A 19,036-nucleotide genomic window follows, 5' to 3' on the forward strand; every position below is an offset into this window, starting at 1 on the left:
ACTTAAATCACTATTGTAAAAGATATTTGATAGATTTTACCCTCTCAATATGACAAAATAATTATGAAAGGAGCGATAGCTACATGGAAATTGGAAAGAAACTGAAAAATGCTCGTATAAATTCTGGATTGACACAGGAAAAAGTTGCAGAAAAAATTAATGTATCACGACAAACAATTTCAAATTGGGAAAATGAGAAATCTTATCCAGATATTATAAGCGTCATCAAACTAAGTGATTTGTATTCCATTAGCTTAGATGAATTATTGAAAGGAGATAATAAAATGATTGAACATTTAAAAGAAAGTACAAATCTAGTTAATAGTAATAAAAAGTTAATAACTGCAATTATTATCAATATTATATTACTTATTTTATTTGTGCTATTTAATAGCTTTATACCAGACAACTACTACTTTATGGTTAGTGTATTTTGTACAGCAATAATAAGTTCATCAGCATTGTTCTACCAAATTATAAGAAAATTTTAGGAGGTGTACTCATTATGGAAGTGAATAAAACTATGCTTATTTTGATATGTTTTGCTGTAGCTCTTGTGGGTTCAGTTGGTGTTGTATATCAAATTTATCATATGACTGTGATTGATGCAAAAGCTCGTGGATTAAAACATCCTAAATTGTGGGGATTATTTGCTATGAATGGTAATAATTCGAGTGGTTTAATAATATACTTAATAGGTAGACGAAAATACCCTATTATAGATATGTCTAAAGAAGATTGTAAAGAAATTGAATCTAGAAAAAAATCAGTTGGAGTTGGATTGATTTTTTTGGCTATCAGCGCTATAGGTTTGGTAATATGTATTACATTATTTTGAGTTAAGAAAATGCTAATTGCTTTTGGAGATACAGATACACAAGAGTATATTGATAATCCTAAAAACATGACAATTGTAGATTTTAATACTCTTGTTAATATTGAACCAACTACTTTAAATATTTTTTATATGCCTATAGTAACAGACCTAGAATTTCGCTCTGATAAAAGTGGAAAATATTTTATTGACACAAACACAAGGAAAGAAATTAGAGAACTAGTTAAACATCCTGCACAAATAGCATTTGAAAAGAATCTAAAATTTTTAAATCAGGAAAATTATCCAGTAGAATTCTTTCAAAACTTGTTTCAGAAAAGCGACAAACTTGAACCCTTCATTGTGGGAGAGACAGATTTTCCAAGTGGAGAAGTCACAGAACTTACAATACCATTTATGAATCCTACATATTTTTAAACTATAAAACTTATTGACAATTTGGTTTTAATAAATAGAATTCTTTTAAAATACATAGTTCTTAATTAGACATGAAAATAAGGCTATGCTTTTTATGGTCATAGCCTTTAACAAATACTTACAAATTCACTACATGAGTCAACTTTTTTAATAATTTAACTATATACTCAAACTATATCTTCTAAATTCACTGTATATATAATTCTTCTTCAAATAAACAGTAAGAATTTTTTCCAGAGGCCTTTACATTATAAAGAGCTCTATCTGCATTTTTAAACAATTCTAAAAATGAATTTCCATTTTGAGGATGTCTTGCAATACCTATACTAACAGAAGCCTCAAAGCTAAAACTTAAATCATTGTAGTTCTCATAAAGTACTCTATTTAATTCTTTAGCTTTTTTATGCAAATTTACTTCTGAATGATAATCTTGCATATATACTACAAATTCATCTCCACCAATTCTTCCAACTAAATCTTCATTCCCAAAACTATCTTGTATCTTCTCAGCAAAAGTTTTTAATACAAAATCACCAAATGGATGCCCAAAATTATCATTTATTTCCTTAAAATCGTCCAAATCAATAATGAATAATGCATCTTTTTTATTGCTTTTATTTGTAGATATAACTTCTTCTACTAATTTTTCAAAGGTACCTTTATTGTATATATTTGTCAATGAGTCACTTTCTGCTCTAGTTTTCAACTCTTCGTATTTTTTTATATCACTATCTACATCTACAATTACGCCTACAACCTTCAAAAGTTCATTTTCATCATTAAAAATCTTTGTTACTGATGTTCTACACCAAAGGTATTCGCCATTAGATTTTTTTAAACGATAGATTACCTGATTATGTTTGTTATTTTCTTTAATACACTTAAGAAACTCTTCAAATCCACTATAATCTTCCTGATGAACTAATTCTTTATCCATAATCTCTTTTAAAAGATTGTCACATTTACTACTATATCCAAATTTTTCATTCCATGCTTGAGATACAAATGATTTATTTTCTTTAGCATTCCATTCAAAGACAACAGAGTCAGTCTGTTCAACAATAATTTTATAACGTTCATTACTGAGCCTTAATTCTTCCTTATGAATTATTTCTTGCTCAAGTATTTCATACTTCATAGATAATTTAGTTTTATCTATAATAGATTTAAATAGATAAAACACGATAAAATTAATATATAAAATACCAACACTTGATATTAAGTTTAGAAATTTTAAACTTTCAGAACTAAAAAAATTATTTACATCAAAGATAGAAATAGTCAGAAATAAGCTGAACAAAGGTATTGCAAGTAAAATAACCCAATACTTTATTGGCATATCTGAATGTACATCTTTTTTAAATAAACAAACTATCTTGCATATAAATAAAAAAACTATCTTAGATAAAATTGTGGCTGGTACTCTTATAGTATTGTTTTCAAACATTATTTCGAAGCCTTCTTTTATAAATAAAACAAAAATACTTGTTACCACAATTTCTGATAATATAAAGAATACATTTAATAAAACAGTCGCAAACAATCGTGTCTTTGTATTTCCTTCATATAAAAATGATGATGAAAAAATAAGGATGAAAATTAAAGGTGTTGTGATTACAGGATTTAAAGTTATTAAATTACAGACTCCTAAACATATTATAAAACCCAATCTAGCATATCTTACAGTTCTTGTATATCCTTCTTTCTGACCTAAAAAATCTGATAAAAACATATGGACAACAAAAGCTTCAAAGATAACTGTTACTAAATTTGTAATATCAAAAAGCAGTTGTTCTTTCATACATATTTTTTATAAAATAAGAAGCTTACTTAAGCTAAATACACTTCAGATTTTACTTTTCCTTTCTGCATGTATATTTAAGCATCTACTTTAATTGTCAACCATTATAATATATGTCAGCTTAATATTGTTCTTTTTTCAACAGTATACAATAGATATATGTAAAAAACAACTTCAAATATTGACATATTTCTTTAATATATATCAATATTATCTTTATAACTTAAATACTATAGTAAACTTAGCTCCTTTTTTACCATTTTCCGCATATATACGTCCACAATGTTTATTTACAATAGATTTAACTATTGATAATCCAATTCCATGATTTCCCCCAACTCCCTTATAAAATCGTTCAAAAATATGAGGTAAATCGTCTTTATTAATCCCAATCCCATCATCTTCAACTACAACAACTATATTTTTTTGATTATATTTACATACTATTTTAATTTCACTCTTAGCATACCTTAAAGCATTTTCTATAAGATTCATAAATGCTTTGGATACATTTTTTTCATCACATTCAAATAGAACCATTTCTTCATCAAACTCATAAATAAATTTTATACCTTTATTTGCCGCTCTTACATTTTGTCTAGAACCACAGTTTGAAAGTACTTCCCTTAAATCACATTCTACAAGGTCATAATCTTTAGTTATATTATCAATTTTAGAAATATATAACAAATCTTCAACCATATCACTCAACCTATCACTTTCTTCAAGTATTATATCACTTGCATGTTTGCTATCTATTACATTATACTTTATGGCTTCTGCATAACCTTTAATGGACATAAGTGGAGTCCTAAGTTCATGAGAAGCATTTTGAAAAAATATTTTTTGTTCATTATCATACTTATCAAGATATTCAGCACTCTTATTCATAATATTTGAAAGTTCTACTAATTCCTTATCTGAAAAGTCAAAGTAAGTTCTTTTAAAATCTCCTTGACCCATTTTTTTTGCAAAACCACATAACTCTTTTATCGGCTTAGCAATTTTTTCAGATAAAACTACTGCTGTAAATATTGCTAATATCCCAGCAAAACACATTACAAATATCAATACAATATTTATCTTTTGAACTAGATTTAAAGTCTTTGATATATCTATAAAAAGAATCAAATATTTATCTTGTTCTCCATATATACTAGTAATTTTTACAGTCGAAATATAATAATCTTTACTTCCAGTGGATATACGTGTGTTTTCATCTGAGTTTAAGTCGAGTTTTTCATTTTGGATACACTTTTTAATCGATTCCATCTCATCAATATTCTTTAAGAAATCATCCTCTCTTGTTGGAAATATCAAGTTATACTTTGAATCAACCACCATAGCATCAGCATCTGATTGTGTTTCTGCCATCCTAACTTTATCTTGTACATTTCTCATAAAATTAGATAATGCTTTTGGAGGAAGCTTTCCATCATCTTGAGGAGGCTTAATAGGTCTAAAATTGCTATCCATATGTTCTACTATTTCTGTAGATTTTGTTAGTTCTTCATTTGCAGTCGTTTTTATGTACGTATCAAGCAATATATTAAAAGATACTAATATTATCATAAAGACTACAATTATTAAACACAATATGCTCAATAAAATTCTAGTTTTTATGCTTATATTTTTCTTTGAAAATTTTAATTTAAATATGGATTTAATCTTATTTTCTCTCTTTTTATCATTTTTATTTTCCATCTGAATTTTTCTCCTTTAATCTAAACCCAAAACCCCAGACAGTTTCTATCAAAATATTTGTATCTAAAATTTTTTTACGTAGTCTCTTTACCGTATCGTCAGCAGCTCTTGTCTCAACTTCTATATCATATCCCCATATTTTATTTAATAATTCATCTCTAGAAACTGCTCTGTCTCTATTTTCAAACAAATAAGTTAATAAGTTGTATTCATTTGGTGTTAAGTCTATATTGTCACTTTTATTTGTAACGATTTTATTTTTTTTATTTATTGTTATATCACCAAATTTCAATTCCATATCTACAGAATAACCATACTTATCATAAATTTGTTTCTTTTCAAATTCTATCCTTCTAAATATCGACTTTACTCTCATAACTAAAGACATTGGGCTAAATGGCTTTGTAAAATAATCATCACTACCCAAAGTTATCCCTGTAATATAATCTATATCTGTATCTCTTGCAGTAAGCATTATTATTGGAACAGTACTCTTCTCACGAAGTTTCGTACATACATCAAAACCACTTAAACCAGGCATCATTATATCTAGGATTACTAAGTCACACTCTTTTTTATTAAATTGCTCTAAAAGTTCGTCACCTGTTTTAAAATCCATAACATCATGGCCTTCATTTTTTAAGAATGTCTTTACCAAATTTCTTATATTATCTTCGTCATCTGCTATATAAATTAACTTATTCATACACTCACTCCTTAATAAACTCTTAATTTAAATTAAATAGTATAAATACATTGATTAAACAATAAAACCCCAATCTATAAGATAAATAATATTTTTTACTATATTTAAATTATATCAGCTTTTTATGGTACATTAGTTTTAAAATTGTTTAGATTTTAAGGCAATTTTAAGGCAAAAACAAATTATTATAGAATTTATCAGACTCAATACAAAATGTTATAAAATAATAATCCAACTTCTAACTATATTTATTCATTTTCTACCAAAACTGATATTTCTCAGACTTTTTATTGAATATTCAAACAATTAATATTATAGTTATATTAAGTAATACAGTTTACTTCAAGCATAAAAAACATTTATTCATATATCATACTTATTCCATTCTCAATTAATTTTATGGATTTCTTAAACTCATTGACAAAATTATATTTCAACAAAATAAAACTAGGTAAAGTATCTCTGAAGGGAGAATTTAAAATGAAAAAAACGCTTACATATCTTTTATTTTTAATTATTCTATTAAGTATGTATTTTTTAGCTGTTAAATTGAATTTTGACTTCTATCGTAAATTTGGCACTGGTTTTATGCAAGACTTTAAAAAATTTATTTTTATTAATTTAATCTCCTCTGGTGGCATTGGTTTATTGTTAGGAACTGAATTATTTATTAAGGAGTATAAAAAAACTGGCAATTGGTATATTGATATTCCAAGATTAATCCTTCTCTGTCTTCCATCTTTTTTACTAACATTAATGCCTGTATTAATATTTATGTTTCCAGTTGGCAAAATTCCAATTATAGGTAGTTTTATTATGCTTGACCGAATACCACTTAATATAATAATTTTTAATATATTATTTGGATACTTCTTGATAACGAGTTTTCGTAAAAAATAATAACTAAATAACTTAAATAAAAATAGCTATCTTTAAATAAATTTTATTATTTAAAGATAGCTATTTTTTACTTAAACCCAATTATATTCTTATACTAATTTATAATCTTTTGGATTCAGTTTACTTGCTGCTGCTTCATCTACTATAACTATAGTATCTTTGTGAAGTTGAAGTATAGAACCAGGAACTTCTGGAGTTATATCCCCATAAACAGTTTTATATACTGCATCAGCTTTTTCTTCTCCTGAAGCTAAAAGTAATATTTTTTTAGATTTTAAAATTGAACCAATTCCCATACTTACAGCTTTTTTAGGAACATCTTCTCTTGATTCAAAGAATCTTGCATTAGCTTCTATTGTAGATTCTGTTAATTCAACTACATGAGTTCTTTTTGCAAATTTATTATCAGGTTCATTAAAACCTATATGAGCATTACGACCTATTCCAAGTACTTGTACATCTATACCACCTGCTCTATCAATAGAAGCTTCGTAATTTATACATTCTTTTTCAATATCATCAGCCATTCCATTTGGTAAATGAGTATTTTCTGACTTAATGTTTACATGATTAAACAGATTTTCTTTCATAAAATAATCATAACTTTGGTCATTAGATATTGGCAACTTATAGTATTCATCTAAATTAAAGCTTATTACATCTGAAAAATCTACTATATTTTCATTATATTTCTTAACTAAATCTCTATACATACCTATTGGCGTACTTCCCGTAGCTAATCCTAATATTGAATTTGGCTTTAAAACTATTTGAGCTGCTATCATTTCAGCTGCTTTTTTACTCATTCCATCATAATCTTTACATACTAATACTCTCATTTTGTTCCTCCTAAATTTTAGCTAATACTTTAATTGATATAAGTTTAATTTATTACTATTTTTATATAACTTTTATTTTATTTAAAGCTTATTTTTTACATTCTACATATTTTTGTATACTACTTCACCCAAGCATAGAGTCATCTTGCAGTCCAAGTTTTCATCAAACACAGCTATATCTGCATCTTTACCTATATCTAGACTTCCTTTTTTATCATTTATGCCTAAAGATGTTGCTGGGTTCAAGGATGCTAAATTAATTGCTTCATTTACTCTAAGGTTTGTATTATTTAAAAAGTTAAGTACCATTTTATTTAAAGATAATACACTACCAGCTAATGCACCATTTTCAAGTCTTGCTTCATTGCCTTTTACTATAACTTTTTGACCTCCAAGAGCATAATTTCCATCTTCAAGCCCACCCGCTTCAATAGAATCCGTTATTAAAATCAATTTTTCTCTACCTTTGTTGTTCAATATAAATTGAAATAAATCTTTATTTATATGGATTGTATCTGCTATTAACTCACTATATACATCAGTTGTAAGTGCTGCACCAACAACACCAGGATCTCTATGGTTTAATCCAGTCATTGCATTAAACATATGAGTTATATTTGTTACACCTAAGTTTATAGCTTCTTTAGCTTGCTCATAACTTGCATTACTGTGACCTATAGATAAAACTATATTTGTACATCTTTTGATTTCTCTAGTAAAGTCAAAGTCTATATCCTTTTCTGGAGCATAAGTTATTACCTTGATAACATTCTTGTATTCTTTGATAAATTCATATTTTGAATTTATTATAAATTTTTCATTTTGTGCCCCCTTATAATTTTCATTTATAAAAGGTCCTTCTAAATGTGCTCCTAATACTTGAGCTCCTCCAAGTTTTCTACTTTTAGCTTTTTTGATAACTTCAAGTGCATCATAAACATGCTCTTTATCCATTGTCATTGTAGTTGGAAGAAAAGATGTTACACCATGTCTCATTATTGATTTTGAAATTGTCTCTATAGATTCATCAGTTGAATCCATTGTGTCTTTTCCCATGTTTCCATGTATATGAATATCAATAAGACCTGGAGAGATATATTTACCACCAACATCTATAACTTCACAATCATTTGGTATCTCATCAGATATATCAATTATTTTTTCATCAAATACTAGTACTTTGTTTTCTAAAATTTGATTCTTTAATATTATTTTCCCATTAATTAAACATTTCACCTTATTCACCTACTCACTCAATACTATTTCATATTGATATTTATCTGTTCTAAATATCGATATGGTATACTCTATAGGATTACCTTCTTTATTATAAGAATTCCTATGAAGTTTAAGGGCTAAAGAACCTTCTTCTGTTTCAAGTAGCTTACTTTCTTCATCTGAAAGTATAATTGGCTCCATTACTTGCTCAGCTTTTTGTATCTTATAGCCATATTTCTCATTCAAAACTCTATATAATGAAGAATTATCTAATATTCCTTTTGTAAGACCTTTACACATTTCTTCTGATAGATACACTATTTCTAATCCAAATGGCTCTCCATCTGTATATCTAAGTCTAATAATTTTATATATATTTGTTGTATTATCACTTATTCCAAGCTTTCTTTTTACTAAATCGTCTGGTAGTTCCATCTCAAAGGATAATATATCAGTTCTTATGTTTACTCCTTTTTCTTTCATTACATCAGTAAAACCTTTTACATTTGAAAACTGATACTTCTTTTTTTGCTTTGCGACGAATGTACCCTTTCCTTGTACCCTATAAAGAAGACCTTCTGTAACTAAGCCAACAATAGTTTTATTCACTGTCATGCGACTTACATTTTGTATATTACAAAGTTCTCTTTCTGGTATTATTGCATCACCTTCTTTAAGTTCACCAGTTTCTATCATCTCTCTTATTATGGCACTTAGTTGAGTATGCAATGGTATATTACTAGATTTATCCACTATTTTCATAAAATCACCACTTTTCAATATGGTATATACCAATTTTGGTATATACCAATTATACTTTAAAAGAAAATTTATTTCAATACTTTTAACTTATTTTGTAAAAATTTTAGGGAAATCTAAAGACAAAAAAGAAATTGGAGTTTATACTATATAAGAAGCTAAATAATTGAAAATGCATGAATAATTACATTATTTATTATAAATTTCACTAATACTAATATATATACTGTGAAACACTACTACATAAGAGTAGTATAACTAAATTGTAAATATAAAATGAGAGGATGATTTTAATTTGATAAAAATAGGTGATTTTAATAAACTTATAGTAAAAAGAAAAACAGAATTTGGATATTTCCTAGATGGACAAACTAATAACACCAAGGATGATGTGCTTCTTCACAATAGATTAATAGGAAAAAATGAAATAAATATAGGCGATGAAGTAAATGCTTTCATATTTAAAGATTCTGATGACAGAACTGCTGCAACTTTAATACCTCCTTTAGCTAAAGTTGGAGATGTTGCTTATCTAAAAGTGGTTGATAACACTGACATTGGTACTTTTATAGATATGGGGCTTACAAAAGACATACTAGTTCCTTTTAAATCTAAGACCTATCCATTGTTTAGAGATGAAAAATATTTATTTTATATATATTTGGATAAAAGCGGAAGAATCGCTGCTACTACAGACATAGATTCATATTTAGAAACAGACCATACTTACAATGTAGGAGATATGGTAAATGGAGTTGTATATGGGTTCCAAACCAATAACTCTGCTATGATATGTGTTGACAATAAATATGCTGGTGTAATCCTTCATAATGAATACTTTACAGAATTAAAAGCTGGAGATGTTCTTGAAAATTTACATGTTATAAAAATATATGATGATGGTAAATTAGGGCTTTCTCCTAGAGGAAACAGAAAAGATGAACTTGATACCTTAGAAAATAAAATTTTAAGCTATTTAGAAGGTTCAGATGGATATATGAGATTTAATGATAAATCTGACCCTAAAGATATTTCTATCTTATTTAATTCAAGTAAGAAAAATTTCAAACGTGCTCTTGGAGTACTTATGAAGAAAGATTTAATTTATCAAGATGAAGATGGAACTTATTTAAAATAAATTATATAACACAAAAATCGAAGTAAAAATGAAAGATATTTTCTATTTCATATTTACTTCGATTTTTTATTTAGGTTACTACCTATATTTATTGTGCATTTACTACATCTATTATGTCTAGTTCACAAATCTTTTTAATTGGTTTTCTTACTGAAAGTAAAGTTATTATTATCATAGTTACCACAATGATAAACAGCAAATCAAAAGGTATTTGCCACTCTATATGAAACTTTAATGTTACTAAAGATACAAATATATACCTATGTAATATTAATCCAAGTACACTCCCCAGTAAACAACCACTTAAAGCATATGTACTTGACTCTACTATTACCATTTTTCTTAATTGCTTATTGGACATGCCTATTGCACGCATAATTCCATAGTAATTTATTCTACTTGTAACACTTATATTCATACTGTTTATGATATTAAACATACTTATAATGGCAATTATAAATACAAACCCATATACAAAAATTGCCATAGTGTAAAATGAATTTCTAGCTTCTAAGTTACCTTGTCGCTTATCTCGAACCTCTAAATTATCATCTAGTACACTTCTTATATTTTGAATTAAATTTCCAGGAGCATCTTCATCAACTTGAGTATCAATTATTACATAGTCTTTCATACCTGTTACATTTGTAAAAGTATTTTCAGATGTTATAATATTTCCAATATATTTATCTTTATTAGTAGTGAATACTACTGGTATTTTTGATTTATCAACACCCATACTATGTAAGTATCCAGCTATATTATAATCATATTCTACCAATGCTCTTTTATAATCATTGGTTATATTTACAACTACTATTTGACCTACTACTATAAACATTAATAAAACGGATATAATCACCAAAAAAAATATTTTTATGTCTTTATTAGAAAATATCTTCATATTTAACACCCTCACTTTATAACATTCCATTTGTAACCCATTCTTCTAACTGTTAATAGAAATTTTGGATTTTCAGGATTATCTTCAATCTTATTTCTAAGCCTTCTTACATATACTGACAGAGTGTTATCATCTACAAAACTACCATTTCCATCCCATAACTTGTCCAATATATTTTTTCTTGTAAGTATGATATTTTTATTTTTCATAAATAGGCACAATAATTTATATTCTGCTGTAGTAAGCTCCAGCTCAATTTCATTTTTAAAAACACGATTTTCAAGTAATTTAACAGTAATACTATTTGACTTTAGTTCAGTTACATTTTCATTTGTAAAATTATAACGCCTAAGTAAAGCTTTTATTCTTGAAATTAACTCATTTAATTTAAAAGGTTTTGTTATGTAATCATCTCCACCCATATCAAGCCCCATCACTACATTTACTTCTTCATCAGAAGCAGTTAAAAATATAATTGGCACATTAGAAACTTCTCTTACCTTTTTACAAATATCAAAACCATTACCATCAGGTAAGGATACATCCAAAATCAGTAAATCATAATTTTTTTCTTTGTACATTCGCAATGCTTCTTTTACTGTTCTTGCTATATCAACACTAAAGCCACTCTTTTGTATAGAAAATTCTAATCCATATATCAAGCTTAAATCATCTTCAACCAACAATATACTACTCATCTCAATCACTTCCATTTTATTTATTTTTATTTTTCATTTATTATATACTTAACTTATTATATTTTTACTCTTTTAAAAATACAATACCTTGAAATCCTAATAATTAAAAAAGCTTAAAATACACTAAGTATTCTAAGCTTTTTTTAATCATATTTTATCTATTTGTATTATTTATTTTTTAAAATACTATTTTCAATACTGACTTTATCAAACATTTCACTATCTTTACTATTATCTATAAAAATATCACTTATATTTCTAATATTTGTTGAATAGTTACCACTAAGTCCCATCTTATCGAAATTCATATTCCCTAGCTTTTGTATCACAAATCCCATTGATGCAAGTAAAATAGCAAATATTATATACTGACTAAAGTTACTCATATAATAATTTATAATAGTATATTCATTTCCTGTGAATGCCAACTGTTTTGTAGATAGCATAGTATATATGTATTCAGTACAATTTATAAATACATATATACCATAAATAACCAACATGACAGATAAACAATACATTGTAATTGAAACCTTTGATATTTTTTTTAATTGTTTAACTCTAAAAGCTTTTTTCAACTTCTCAATAAAATCTTTCATTTTAACTCCTCCAATACATTATTTAATAAAATATAATAATATTAGTATATAGAGTTAATGTGTTTATAGTATTAAGTTTTCATGAAGTTTATATTAGTTATTGATTTTGTATAAGCTTATTTCCAGCGTTTTAATTTTGGAAAGAAATTATTCATCATACTCCTTGCTTCATCTTCAGTCATACCTTTATTACTTTGAACCATAGGAGGTATACAGATTTCTATCATCTCTTCCATACTTATATCAGCAGTAAATTCACCATCTTTAAAACAATAACTACAGTAATCATCACTTTTACTTCCATCTTTATTTGTTCCATACAATTCATTAGTACATCCCATTGGCATGCCACAACATTGACAAAATCTAGTTTCTTCCATATATAATCACTCCTTGTATATTTTTCTTTGGCTCTTGACCATATTTAAATTATAGCAATATTAATATGACATGATTATGTCATATTAACAATAAAAAGACTAATAAAATTATATATTAATATATAAATTCTATTAGTCTATATTTTATTTACTCACTTAAGTTTTGGATTCTTAAATAAAAATTATATTCTATTTACTTTAGTCTTTATTGCTGCTTCTTTAACTGCTTCAGCAACATTTTTTACTACATTTTTGTTAAATACATCTGGTAATATATACTCTGGACATATTTCTTCATCAGTTATTGTATTAGCAATTGCATATGCAGCCGCTATTTTCATTTCTTCATTTATTTCTTTAGCTTTCACATCAAGTGCCCCTCTAAATATTCCTGGAAATGCTAAAACATTATTAACTTGATTAGGGAAATCTGAACGACCAGTTCCCATTATAAACGCTCCACCTAGTTTTGCTTCCTCTGGCATTATTTCTGGAGTAGGATTTGCCATTGCTAGTATTATTGGTTTTTCAGACATACTTTCAACCATTTCTTTTGTTACAGTTTTTGGACCTGAAACACCTATGAATACATCTTTACCTTTTATAACATCTTTCAAAGAACCTTTTTCATTTCTTATATTAGTTACATCTAACATTTCTTTTTGAACCAAATTTAATCTTTCCATGTTGGCTTCCAGTGCACCACTTCTGTTACATAATACTATATTTTTAACATTCATTTTAAGTAATATTTTTGCTATTGCTATACCTGCAGCACCTGCTCCATTTATAACTATTTCTAAATCTTCTATTTTTTTGTTTTCAATTAACTTTATTGCATTTATTATTGCTGCTGCCACTACTATTGCAGTACCATGTTGGTCATCATGAAAAACAGGTATACTCAAAGATTTTTTTAATCTATCCTCTATTTCAAAACATCTTGGAGAAGATATATCCTCTAAATTTATTCCTCCAAATACTGGTTCCATTAATTCCACAGACTTAACTATTTCATCTACATCATTAGTCTTTAAACATATTGGAAAAGCATCTACATCTCCAAATTGCTTAAATAATATAGATTTACCTTCCATAACAGGTATAGCTGCTTCAGCACCAATATTGCCTAATCCAAGTACAGCACTTCCATCACTAACTACTGCTACTAAATTACCTTTAGAAGTATATCTATAAACATCCTCTTGATTTTCATGTATTTTTAGACAAGGCTCTGCAACACCTGGCGTATATGCTGTTGATAAATCATCCTTAGTTTTAACTTCTACCTTACTTTCTACATTTATTTTCCCTTTATTAATTTCATGCATTTCTAATGCCAATTTTGCATAATCCTTAGACATCAATCTTCCTCCTTAAAATGTTTACAATTAAATTGTTTTGTATATTTAGTATTTATATAAATTTTCAAAATTTATTTACATTCATAAATTGCTCTTCCTTGTTCATAGATATTATTTCCATAACTATCTATAGCTACTGTAAGTTTAAGGTCTTCTACTACAATCTTTCTTATAGCTTCAGGTCCTAAGTCTTCATATGCAATAATTTCACATGATTTTATAGAATTTGAAATGTATGCACCAGCTCCTCCTATTGCTGCAAGGTAAACTGCTCCATACTTCTCCATACCTTGTATAACTTCTTCACTTCTTTTTCCTTTACCTATCATCAATCTAAGACCTCTCTCTAAAAGAGGTATCGTCAAATCATCCATTCTATAGCTCGTCGTTGGACCTGCTGCTCCTATAACTTCTCCTGGTTTTGTTGGAGTAGGACCTACATAGTATATACCTTGACCATTTACATCGAATGGTAACTCTTCACCTTTATTTATACAATCTATCAATCTTTTATGAGCTGCATCTCTTGCTGTATAAAGTATACCACTTAGACTAATTGTATCTCCACAATTTAACTTAGCTATATCAATCTCACTTACAGGTGTAGTTATCTTTATCATTTTATTTTTCCTCCTAAATTACTACCTTTTTATGTCTTGATGCATGGCAGTTTATATTTACAACAACAGGAAGACCTGCTATATGTGTAGGAAAAGTCTCTATATTTAAACCTAAAGCTGTTGTAGTTCCTCCTAACCCCTGAGGTCCTATCCCCAATTTATTAATAGAGGCTAATAATTCACTTTCTAATTTTGCAATATTTTCATCTTCATTAAATTCGCCTAGTTCTCTAAAAAGTGCTTTTTTAGCTATTTGAGCACATTTATCTACAGTTCCACCTATACCAACTCCAATTACCATAGGAGGGCATGGATTAGGTCCAGCTTCTGAAACTGTATCAATAATAAATTTTTTAATTCCTTCTAATCCATCTGATGGCTTTAACATCTTCATTTTACTCATATTTTCGCTTCCAAATCCCTTAGCAGCAAACTCTATTTTAATTTCATCGCCTTTTACCATTTCATAATGAATAATGGCAGGAGTATTATCCTTTGTATTTATTCTACTAATTGGACTTACAACAGATTTTCTCAAATATCCTTCCTCGTACCCTTGTCTTACGCCCTCATTTATAGCATCAGTAATTGTATCTCCTTCAACTAAAACCTCTTGTCCTATTTCAACAAAAAATATAGCCATACCAGTATCTTGGCATATTGGTATATTTTTTTCCTTTGCTATTTCAGCATTTTCAACTAATATATTTAATATGTTTTTTCCCACTTCACTTTTTTCAGTTTTAGCTTTCTCTTTTATACAGCTTAAGACATCATCTCCTAAGTATAAACTAGCTTCTATGCAAAGTTTTTTTACTTGTTCAACAATTTGTTCAGATTTTATCTTCCTCAAGCGAACATCCCTCCATTACTTTATAAAAAATATTCGTAATCATATTTACACTTTACCATCATTTTTAAAATTTCTCAATATTTTTATATCAATTACATAATAGTAGTTAAATGTTTATTTTTAAGTCATTATTTATTTTATTAATCATATAATTTTTTGTCATCAATTTTTTATCTGAAATATCTATTTTTTTATTACATCTGTAAACTCTACTTTTATAAGTTTCTGTAAATCAAGTGGTGATAATTCTATTTGGTATCCTATTTTTCCAGCACTTACTATAATTGTATCTAATTGTTTTGCACTTTCATTTACAAAAGTCTTATAAAGCTTCTTCATCCCTACAGGAGAACAACCACCTCTAATATATCCTGTAAGCTTATTTATATCTTTTACATGAATCATATCCACACTTTTTTCTTTAGCTACTTTTGCAGCTTTTTTTAAGTCTAAATTTTCATGTACTGGTATTACATATACATAAATACTCTTACTAACTCCTTGAGTTACTAGAGTCTTATATACTTCATTTACATCTCTTCCTATATCATGTGCTACCTCTACACCATCTACATGTTCACTTTTGACTTCATAAGATAGTACCTTATAATCAATTTTGTTTGAATCTAAAATTCTCATAGCATTAGTTTTTACTTTAATCATACATTCACTTCCTTTTTATAAAATACGAACATTATCCATATTTTCGAATATTCTGTACTATTTTAATAGAGTATTATAGTTAAAATAATTATATTTTAAAACAACAATATTATTATAACTCTATATTAACTTCAAAACTTCATTTTTTTCCAATTCACTAGAATTTTTTAGTTCTTTTTTTATTCTCATAGGAGAATCTCCTAAAATAAAGATATTATCTGCTAAAAATAATGCTTCTTCAATATCATGAGTTACAAATAAAACAGTTCTTTTTTCTTTTTTAAGTATGTCTTTAAAATTATCCATTATTATTTGTTTATTCTTTGCATCAATAGATTTAAAAGGTTCATCCATTATAATAGTCTTTGATGGATAGATAAATGCTCTAGCAATATTGACTCTTTGCCTAAGCCCTCCACTAAGCATCTGAGGATAAAAATTTTTATATTTAATAATTCCAACCAAATCTAAATATTCATCACAAATTTTATCTAATTGAGTTTTACTGTAGTATTTATTTACAACTATCTTTATATTTTCTTCTACAGTTAGCCAATCTATTAGCCTATCTTCTTGAAATATATAACTTACATCTAGCTTACTCCCAATTTTATTTGAACTTTCTTTAATATTTAAATTACAAGTATCATTTTCTATAATACCACTTATTATATTTAAGAGAGTAGTTTTTCCACATCCAGATTTCCCAAGTATACAGTTAACATTATCTATATAAAAATCAATATTAAAATTTTTAAATATAATATGATTATCATATTTTTTATTTATATTCTCAATACTTAACCTTATCTTTTCCATAAAAAAGCTCTCCTTGACAAAAATTTTTGAGCTACTTGTAAAATGACTGATATTAAAACTATTATAATTATCCATGCAAATATCCCAGATGTATTAAAATTAATTTTTTCAGTTTGTATCATAGTCCCAATACCATATGTAGGTTGACTATATACCTCTCCTGCTATAGCGACTTTTAAGCTTAATGAAAATGTCGATACTAATATAGATATAATTTGAAATTTTATAGCTGGTAAATAGATTTTCAACACCTTATCTATAAACCTTATCTTATACACGCTTGCCATTTCTAATAAATTTTTATCAATATTCAATATTGCTCCTAAAACACTCTCGTATAAGATTGGAAAAACTATAGTAAACCCAACTATAAAAGGTGTAGTATCTTTTTTAAACCAAATTAGTGCAAGTATTACTAATATCATCGTTGGTATTGAACGTGCTAGAGCATTAATTGGCTTTAATAAATTTCTAAAAATCCTGCTTAAGTATGCTACTATAGACAATATGATAGCAAAAATCAAAGCAAATAAAAAACTAAAAAAACATCTACCTATTGAGTAAAGTATGTCTATATAGAAATTAGAATTCAATGCTATTTCTTTGATACTACTAGAGACTTGATTTATAGTTGGCAAGAATATATCATTGTTAATTTTTAAAGCAATAATTTGCCACAAAAATAAGAGGATAACACAAGAAAGTGTTACCTCTAATTTGTCTATAAATTGTTCTTTAATTTTCTTATTTTTCAACAAAGTATATTGCTTCATCTGGCACTTTGCCTCCTACTGTCTTATCATCAAAATTAGCTAATTTTTCATAGTAGTTTTTGTAATCATTAATCATATCTTTAACTGGAATATACTTTAAATTAGCTCTTTCAAGAGCTTTGCCTATTATTTTAGGTTCAGTAGATATTTCTATCTCCTCAGAATATTTACCTAATTCCTCAGGATTTTTATTTGCCCAATCTACACTATTTGATAATTGTCCTAAGAAAGAATCTACAAATTCTTTATTATCTCTTAAAAAATCAGATTTGATAATTAATGTAGATTGAGGATATCCATCCTTTGAACCACTTACTTCTTTCCATGAATCATTTAAACTTTTTATAATTTTTATATTTGGATTTTTGGACATTAAAGCACTAAGTGCAGGTTCTGGAACAATCCCTGTTGTAATTTTTCCTGTAGCCAATAATGGTACTAATTCACTTGCAGAGTTTACATAATTAAAATTTATATCTGCTGGATTTATATCCTTTTGTGATAAAAGACTTCTTATTGTTATATCTGGAGTAAGACCTTTCCCTGTACATCCAACTTCTTTCCCAATTAAATCAGAATAATCCTTTATATCATCTGTTGATACTAAATAAAGAGACCCCATACCTACAGTACCAACTATATTATAACTTGAAGTTTTATTATATGCTATTGCAGCCATATTTGATGGAACTATAGCTATATCTACATCTTTTTTCATTACTCTAGTAGAAATTGCCTCTGGTGTTTTCTCAATGCTATAAATTGTTTCATATCCATCTTTAATTGCTGGATTTTCATTTGCTAATTTCGCTACTGCTACCGCTGGCAATCCATCTGGAACAGCTACCTTTACTTCTTTAACAACTGCTGGTTCTTCTTTTGGCTTTTCATTTTGTCCTTGTGAACACCCCACTAAAAAAATTACACTTAATGCTGCTGATAACATTATATAAATATACTTTTTCATCTCTTCCTCCCGAAACTAACTTTTTATAAAATAATTATATTTATTTATATTAATTTCTGTTAATTTATCGAATAATCCT

Annotated in this window: 22 protein-coding genes; 5 read left to right on the forward strand and 17 right to left on the reverse strand. The window is 27.1% G+C overall.

Annotated features, from left to right (window positions below):
• The first annotated feature begins 83 nt into the window (after positions 1-83).
• Genes IR151_RS16730 through IR151_RS16740 form a run of 3 tightly spaced genes read left to right on the forward strand, consistent with a single transcriptional unit; the run spans position 84 to position 1,252 of the window.
• A complete protein-coding gene (locus IR151_RS16730; protein WP_227436649.1) occupies positions 84-491 on the forward strand; it encodes a helix-turn-helix domain-containing protein in 408 nt (135 codons plus the stop codon).
• A 14-nt stretch (positions 492-505) separates the two neighbouring features.
• Positions 506-838: a hypothetical protein gene (locus IR151_RS16735; protein WP_227436650.1), complete on the forward strand. Its 333-nt coding sequence runs from the start codon at positions 506-508 to the stop codon at positions 836-838.
• Positions 839-847: 9 nt separating this feature from the next.
• Positions 848-1,252: a DUF2185 domain-containing protein gene (locus tag IR151_RS16740; protein ID WP_227436652.1), complete on the forward strand. Its 405-nt coding sequence runs from the start codon at positions 848-850 to the stop codon at positions 1,250-1,252.
• Between the two features lie 187 nt (positions 1,253-1,439).
• Here the strand turns inward: IR151_RS16740 and IR151_RS16745 are convergent, their stop codons facing one another.
• The 3 genes from IR151_RS16745 to IR151_RS16755 all read right to left on the reverse strand — a co-directional run bounded on the left by IR151_RS16745 (position 1,440) and on the right by IR151_RS16755 (position 5,463).
• Entirely contained in the window at positions 1,440-3,053 is a 1,614-nt protein-coding gene (locus IR151_RS16745) for a sensor domain-containing diguanylate cyclase (protein ID WP_227436655.1), read from the reverse strand.
• A gap of 216 nt (positions 3,054-3,269) precedes the next feature.
• A complete protein-coding gene (locus IR151_RS16750) occupies positions 3,270-4,757 on the reverse strand; it encodes a sensor histidine kinase (RefSeq protein ID WP_227436656.1) in 1,488 nt (495 codons plus the stop codon).
• On the reverse strand, positions 4,747-5,463 hold the full coding sequence (locus IR151_RS16755) for a response regulator transcription factor (RefSeq protein WP_227436658.1): 717 nt from the start codon (positions 5,461-5,463) through the stop codon (positions 4,747-4,749). The genes IR151_RS16750 and IR151_RS16755 overlap by 11 nt, the downstream gene beginning before the upstream one ends.
• A gap of 480 nt (positions 5,464-5,943) precedes the next feature.
• On the opposite strand from IR151_RS16755, the gene IR151_RS16760 reads away from it, so the two are divergent.
• Complete coding sequence (locus IR151_RS16760) at positions 5,944-6,363, forward strand: hypothetical protein (RefSeq protein ID WP_227436660.1); 420 nt, start codon at positions 5,944-5,946, stop codon at positions 6,361-6,363.
• Between the two features lie 89 nt (positions 6,364-6,452).
• Here IR151_RS16760 and nagB read toward each other — a convergent pair whose 3' ends face one another.
• The 3 genes from nagB to IR151_RS16775 form a co-directional block, all read right to left on the reverse strand.
• Positions 6,453-7,202, reverse strand: a complete 750-nt coding sequence (nagB, locus tag IR151_RS16765) for a glucosamine-6-phosphate deaminase (protein WP_227436662.1) — start codon at positions 7,200-7,202, stop codon at positions 6,453-6,455.
• 102 nt (positions 7,203-7,304) lie between these two features.
• A complete protein-coding gene (gene nagA / locus IR151_RS16770) occupies positions 7,305-8,438 on the reverse strand; it encodes an N-acetylglucosamine-6-phosphate deacetylase (RefSeq protein ID WP_227436664.1) in 1,134 nt (377 codons plus the stop codon).
• A gap of 9 nt (positions 8,439-8,447) precedes the next feature.
• The gene (locus IR151_RS16775) at positions 8,448-9,182 is read right to left on the reverse strand and encodes a GntR family transcriptional regulator (protein ID WP_227436666.1); all 735 of its coding nucleotides are present in this window, start codon (positions 9,180-9,182) and stop codon (positions 8,448-8,450) included.
• 292 nt (positions 9,183-9,474) lie between these two features.
• Here IR151_RS16775 and IR151_RS16780 point away from each other — a divergent pair, with 292 nt between their 5' ends.
• Positions 9,475-10,317: a S1-like domain-containing RNA-binding protein gene (locus IR151_RS16780; RefSeq protein WP_227436668.1), complete on the forward strand. Its 843-nt coding sequence runs from the start codon at positions 9,475-9,477 to the stop codon at positions 10,315-10,317.
• Between the two features lie 88 nt (positions 10,318-10,405).
• Here IR151_RS16780 and IR151_RS16785 read toward each other — a convergent pair whose 3' ends face one another.
• The 11 genes from IR151_RS16785 to IR151_RS16835 all read right to left on the reverse strand — a co-directional run bounded on the left by IR151_RS16785 (position 10,406) and on the right by IR151_RS16835 (position 18,957).
• Complete coding sequence (locus tag IR151_RS16785) at positions 10,406-11,221, reverse strand: ABC transporter permease (RefSeq protein ID WP_227436669.1); 816 nt, start codon at positions 11,219-11,221, stop codon at positions 10,406-10,408.
• An 11-nt stretch (positions 11,222-11,232) separates the two neighbouring features.
• A complete protein-coding gene (locus tag IR151_RS16790) occupies positions 11,233-11,919 on the reverse strand; it encodes a response regulator transcription factor (protein WP_227436672.1) in 687 nt (228 codons plus the stop codon).
• Between the two features lie 167 nt (positions 11,920-12,086).
• Entirely contained in the window at positions 12,087-12,518 is a 432-nt protein-coding gene (locus IR151_RS16795) for a hypothetical protein (protein ID WP_227436674.1), read from the reverse strand.
• Between the two features lie 116 nt (positions 12,519-12,634).
• Positions 12,635-12,898 (reverse strand): zinc ribbon domain-containing protein, encoded by a 264-nt coding sequence (locus IR151_RS16800; protein ID WP_227436676.1) that lies wholly within the window; start codon positions 12,896-12,898, stop codon positions 12,635-12,637.
• A 182-nt stretch (positions 12,899-13,080) separates the two neighbouring features.
• Positions 13,081-14,262 (reverse strand): NADP-dependent malic enzyme, encoded by a 1,182-nt coding sequence (locus IR151_RS16805; protein WP_227436677.1) that lies wholly within the window; start codon positions 14,260-14,262, stop codon positions 13,081-13,083.
• 71 nt (positions 14,263-14,333) lie between these two features.
• Positions 14,334-14,882, reverse strand: coding sequence for a Fe-S-containing hydro-lyase (locus IR151_RS16810; RefSeq protein ID WP_227436679.1), 549 nt, complete (start codon positions 14,880-14,882; stop codon positions 14,334-14,336).
• Between the two features lie 13 nt (positions 14,883-14,895).
• On the reverse strand, positions 14,896-15,735 hold the full coding sequence (locus IR151_RS16815) for a fumarate hydratase (RefSeq protein WP_227436681.1): 840 nt from the start codon (positions 15,733-15,735) through the stop codon (positions 14,896-14,898).
• Positions 15,736-15,918: 183 nt separating this feature from the next.
• A complete protein-coding gene (gene ybaK, locus IR151_RS16820; protein ID WP_227436683.1) occupies positions 15,919-16,398 on the reverse strand; it encodes a Cys-tRNA(Pro) deacylase in 480 nt (159 codons plus the stop codon).
• Between the two features lie 120 nt (positions 16,399-16,518).
• Positions 16,519-17,217 carry an ABC transporter ATP-binding protein gene (locus IR151_RS16825; protein ID WP_227436685.1) on the reverse strand — a complete coding sequence of 233 codons (699 nt, stop codon included), beginning with the start codon at positions 17,215-17,217 and terminating at the stop codon, positions 16,519-16,521.
• Positions 17,205-17,990 carry an ABC transporter permease gene (locus IR151_RS16830; protein ID WP_227436688.1) on the reverse strand — a complete coding sequence of 262 codons (786 nt, stop codon included), beginning with the start codon at positions 17,988-17,990 and terminating at the stop codon, positions 17,205-17,207. The genes IR151_RS16825 and IR151_RS16830 overlap by 13 nt, the downstream gene beginning before the upstream one ends.
• Positions 17,962-18,957, reverse strand: a complete 996-nt coding sequence (locus IR151_RS16835) for an ABC transporter substrate-binding protein (RefSeq protein ID WP_227436690.1) — start codon at positions 18,955-18,957, stop codon at positions 17,962-17,964. Before IR151_RS16835 ends, IR151_RS16830 begins: the two co-directional genes overlap by 29 nt.
• Between the last annotated feature and the right edge of the window lie 79 nt (positions 18,958-19,036).

The sequence above is a fragment of the Clostridioides sp. ES-S-0006-03 genome (assembly GCF_020662275.1).
Classification (GTDB): Bacteria; Bacillota; Clostridia; order Peptostreptococcales; family Peptostreptococcaceae; genus Clostridioides.

What these genes read in the sequence shown, in the direction of transcription:
- IR151_RS16730 (WP_227436649.1), top strand. Translation starts at nt 84, where the DNA reads ATGGAAATTGGAAAGAAACTGAAAAATGCTCGTATAAATTCTGGATTG.
- IR151_RS16735 (WP_227436650.1), top strand. Translation starts at nt 506, where the DNA reads ATGGAAGTGAATAAAACTATGCTTATTTTGATATGTTTTGCTGTAGCT.
- IR151_RS16740 (WP_227436652.1), top strand. Translation starts at nt 848, where the DNA reads ATGCTAATTGCTTTTGGAGATACAGATACACAAGAGTATATTGATAAT.
- IR151_RS16745 (WP_227436655.1), bottom strand. Translation starts at nt 3,053, where the DNA reads ATGAAAGAACAACTGCTTTTTGATATTACAAATTTAGTAACAGTTATC.
- IR151_RS16750 (WP_227436656.1), bottom strand. Translation starts at nt 4,757, where the DNA reads ATGGAAAATAAAAATGATAAAAAGAGAGAAAATAAGATTAAATCCATA.
- IR151_RS16755 (WP_227436658.1), bottom strand. Translation starts at nt 5,463, where the DNA reads ATGAATAAGTTAATTTATATAGCAGATGACGAAGATAATATAAGAAAT.
- IR151_RS16760 (WP_227436660.1), top strand. Translation starts at nt 5,944, where the DNA reads ATGAAAAAAACGCTTACATATCTTTTATTTTTAATTATTCTATTAAGT.
- nagB (WP_227436662.1), bottom strand. Translation starts at nt 7,202, where the DNA reads ATGAGAGTATTAGTATGTAAAGATTATGATGGAATGAGTAAAAAAGCA.
- IR151_RS16775 (WP_227436666.1), bottom strand. Translation starts at nt 9,182, where the DNA reads ATGAAAATAGTGGATAAATCTAGTAATATACCATTGCATACTCAACTA.
- IR151_RS16785 (WP_227436669.1), bottom strand. Translation starts at nt 11,221, where the DNA reads ATGAAGATATTTTCTAATAAAGACATAAAAATATTTTTTTTGGTGATT.
- IR151_RS16790 (WP_227436672.1), bottom strand. Translation starts at nt 11,919, where the DNA reads ATGAGTAGTATATTGTTGGTTGAAGATGATTTAAGCTTGATATATGGA.
- IR151_RS16795 (WP_227436674.1), bottom strand. Translation starts at nt 12,518, where the DNA reads ATGAAAGATTTTATTGAGAAGTTGAAAAAAGCTTTTAGAGTTAAACAA.
- IR151_RS16800 (WP_227436676.1), bottom strand. Translation starts at nt 12,898, where the DNA reads ATGGAAGAAACTAGATTTTGTCAATGTTGTGGCATGCCAATGGGATGT.
- IR151_RS16805 (WP_227436677.1), bottom strand. Translation starts at nt 14,262, where the DNA reads ATGTCTAAGGATTATGCAAAATTGGCATTAGAAATGCATGAAATTAAT.
- IR151_RS16810 (WP_227436679.1), bottom strand. Translation starts at nt 14,882, where the DNA reads ATGATAAAGATAACTACACCTGTAAGTGAGATTGATATAGCTAAGTTA.
- ybaK (WP_227436683.1), bottom strand. Translation starts at nt 16,398, where the DNA reads ATGATTAAAGTAAAAACTAATGCTATGAGAATTTTAGATTCAAACAAA.
- IR151_RS16825 (WP_227436685.1), bottom strand. Translation starts at nt 17,217, where the DNA reads ATGGAAAAGATAAGGTTAAGTATTGAGAATATAAATAAAAAATATGAT.
- IR151_RS16830 (WP_227436688.1), bottom strand. Translation starts at nt 17,990, where the DNA reads ATGAAGCAATATACTTTGTTGAAAAATAAGAAAATTAAAGAACAATTT.
- IR151_RS16835 (WP_227436690.1), bottom strand. Translation starts at nt 18,957, where the DNA reads ATGAAAAAGTATATTTATATAATGTTATCAGCAGCATTAAGTGTAATT.